The organism is uncultured Mucilaginibacter sp. (assembly GCF_903913935.1).
In the GTDB taxonomy this organism is placed as follows: Bacteria; Bacteroidota; Bacteroidia; order Sphingobacteriales; family Sphingobacteriaceae; genus Mucilaginibacter.
In genome coordinates this window covers 1-1,882 of the sequence record NZ_CAIWNH010000011.1, presented here as the reverse complement: position 1 = coordinate 1,882, position 1,882 = coordinate 1, and the positions used below count along the sequence as shown (strand labels likewise).

The following is a 1,882-nucleotide window of genomic DNA, read 5'->3' as shown; positions in this document are numbered from 1 at the left end:
TTTACAACGTTTTATATCAATAAAACAACCCAATCAACCACTCACCTAATCAACCGATTTAATTCGTATTCAAAATCAAGCCTGGTTCATCGTACTCGATCATTTTTTGTCTTTCGATAGCCGGGATAGGGATTGACTTATTTGCCTTGTAATCATAACTTACACATACCGTTTTTCCAGTAGTGCATATTTCATGACCGCCAGGGGTTATTTTAACCAAAATATGCATTATGTCAAAACTGCTGTTGCCAATACGGGTGGTGCGGATATAGCATTCAACTTCATCGTGAAGCAAAATAGGTTTTAAATAATTGACCTCCGAACGGCCGACAATTACCCCTTTTTCGCTCATATCCCACTGCACTATATCCCGCCAGTATTTGATGCGCGCCTCTTCAAAATAAGTTAAATAAACAGCGTTGTTTACATGTCCCACAGCGTCGATATCCGAAAAGCGGATGGCGATAGGGGTTTTATATTTGTAATCTGATAGTTTTTCAGCCATTATAAGCCATTTTGTCGTTGTAAAAAAATATTAACGGACATTATGTCGGTAATATTGCCCGTTTTTTGTGTTGGTATAACACTTGACGAATAAGTTGCGAAGATAAATAAAAGTAAAACCTTAGGAGGATATAAAAATGACTTTAGTAAAATTTGCAAACGGACAAAAAAACCATGCAGTTAACCCATTCTTTAGCGATGTATTTGACTCAATCTTAAACGATACGTTTTTGAGCGACAAATTAGCCAGCCGCGTGCCTGCAGTTAATATCTCGGAAACGGAAACCCAGTTTTATATTGAACTGGCGGCACCAGGCTTAAAGAAAGAAGATTTTAAGATCAGCCTTGATAAAAACGTTTTGAGCGTTTCGGCTGATAAGAAAACTGAAAACGTTGAAGAGGGCAAGAAATTCAGCAAACGCGAGTATAGCTACAACTCATTCACCCGCTCATTCACGTTGCCCGAAGCTGCCGATCAAAACAAAATTGAAGCTGAATATACCGATGGCATATTAAAGCTTTACGTAGCCAAAAAAGAAGAAGCTAAAATTCAGACCAGAGAAATTGCTGTAAAGTAATTTGAGTTTGAAAGACAAGAAGTCGGAAAGTCCGAAATGACGATTGCGGTTGGCAACTATTTAAATCCGAAATTGAAAATCCGACATCCGAAATTTAAAGAAGTGTTTTCATAATAAGTTGGTTTAGTTGGAAGGCCGCTCTGGAAAGGGCGGTCTTTTTTGTTTACGATTTTAGATTTTTTAATGCCCGATAAATCGTAACTCCCTCTAGTCCCTCATATTGATATATTGTAGCGGCTGTCCGAAATCATCCTTACGGCATAAAGCGATCACGGCTTGGAGGTCGTCAATCTTTTTACCTTGTACACGCACCTGGTCGTCCATTATTGAAGCTTGCACTTTCAGGCCGCTGTCCTTGATTGCTTTTACGATCTTTTTAGCAGCTTCTTTATCAATGCCTTCTTTTATTTTTATTTCCTTGCGGATCATGTTGCCTGATGCATATTGTTCTTTACCAAAATCAAGCGCGTTAGGGTCAAGGTGTTGTTTAACCATTCTGCCGATAATGGAATCCTGGATGGCTTTCAGGCGCATATCATTTTCAGTAACCACTGTTAATGTATTTGTTTTTTTATCCAGGTCGATAGTGCTTTTACTGTCGTGGAAATCGTAACGGTTCAATATTTCCTTTTTTGCGGTGTTAACAGCATTGTCAAGCGTTTGGCCGTCAATTTTGCTTACTATATCAAAAGTTGGCATGGTTTGTTTATTTGGTGGGTGCAAATTTAGTGATAGTTCATGGTTCATGGTTCATAGTTCATGATAAAAAGTTCATAGTTGATAGTTCATGGTTCATGGCT

The 1,882-nt window shown here is 38.5% G+C and carries 3 protein-coding genes; 1 reads left to right on the top strand and 2 read right to left on the bottom strand.

Features of this window, described 5'->3' with window-relative positions:
• Positions 1–58: 58 nt before the first annotated feature.
• On the bottom strand, positions 59–505 hold the full coding sequence (locus tag QZY09_RS00265; protein ID WP_295666547.1) for a thioesterase family protein: 447 nt from the start codon (positions 503–505) through the stop codon (positions 59–61).
• Positions 506–641: 136 nt separating this feature from the next.
• Here QZY09_RS00265 and QZY09_RS00260 point away from each other — a divergent pair, with 136 nt between their 5' ends.
• Positions 642–1,082 (top strand): Hsp20/alpha crystallin family protein, encoded by a 441-nt coding sequence (locus QZY09_RS00260; protein WP_295666545.1) that lies wholly within the window; start codon positions 642–644, stop codon positions 1,080–1,082.
• A gap of 207 nt (positions 1,083–1,289) precedes the next feature.
• Here the strand turns inward: QZY09_RS00260 and QZY09_RS00255 are convergent, their stop codons facing one another.
• Positions 1,290–1,781, bottom strand: a complete 492-nt coding sequence (locus QZY09_RS00255; protein WP_295666550.1) for a YajQ family cyclic di-GMP-binding protein — start codon at positions 1,779–1,781, stop codon at positions 1,290–1,292.
• Between the last annotated feature and the right edge of the window lie 101 nt (positions 1,782–1,882).

Excerpts from the sequence above, each read along its gene's own strand:
- QZY09_RS00265 (WP_295666547.1), bottom strand. The coding sequence starts at position 505 with ATGGCTGAAAAACTATCAGATTACAAATATAAAACCCCTATCGCCATC.
- QZY09_RS00260 (WP_295666545.1), top strand. The coding sequence starts at position 642 with ATGACTTTAGTAAAATTTGCAAACGGACAAAAAAACCATGCAGTTAAC.
- QZY09_RS00255 (WP_295666550.1), bottom strand. The coding sequence starts at position 1,781 with ATGCCAACTTTTGATATAGTAAGCAAAATTGACGGCCAAACGCTTGAC.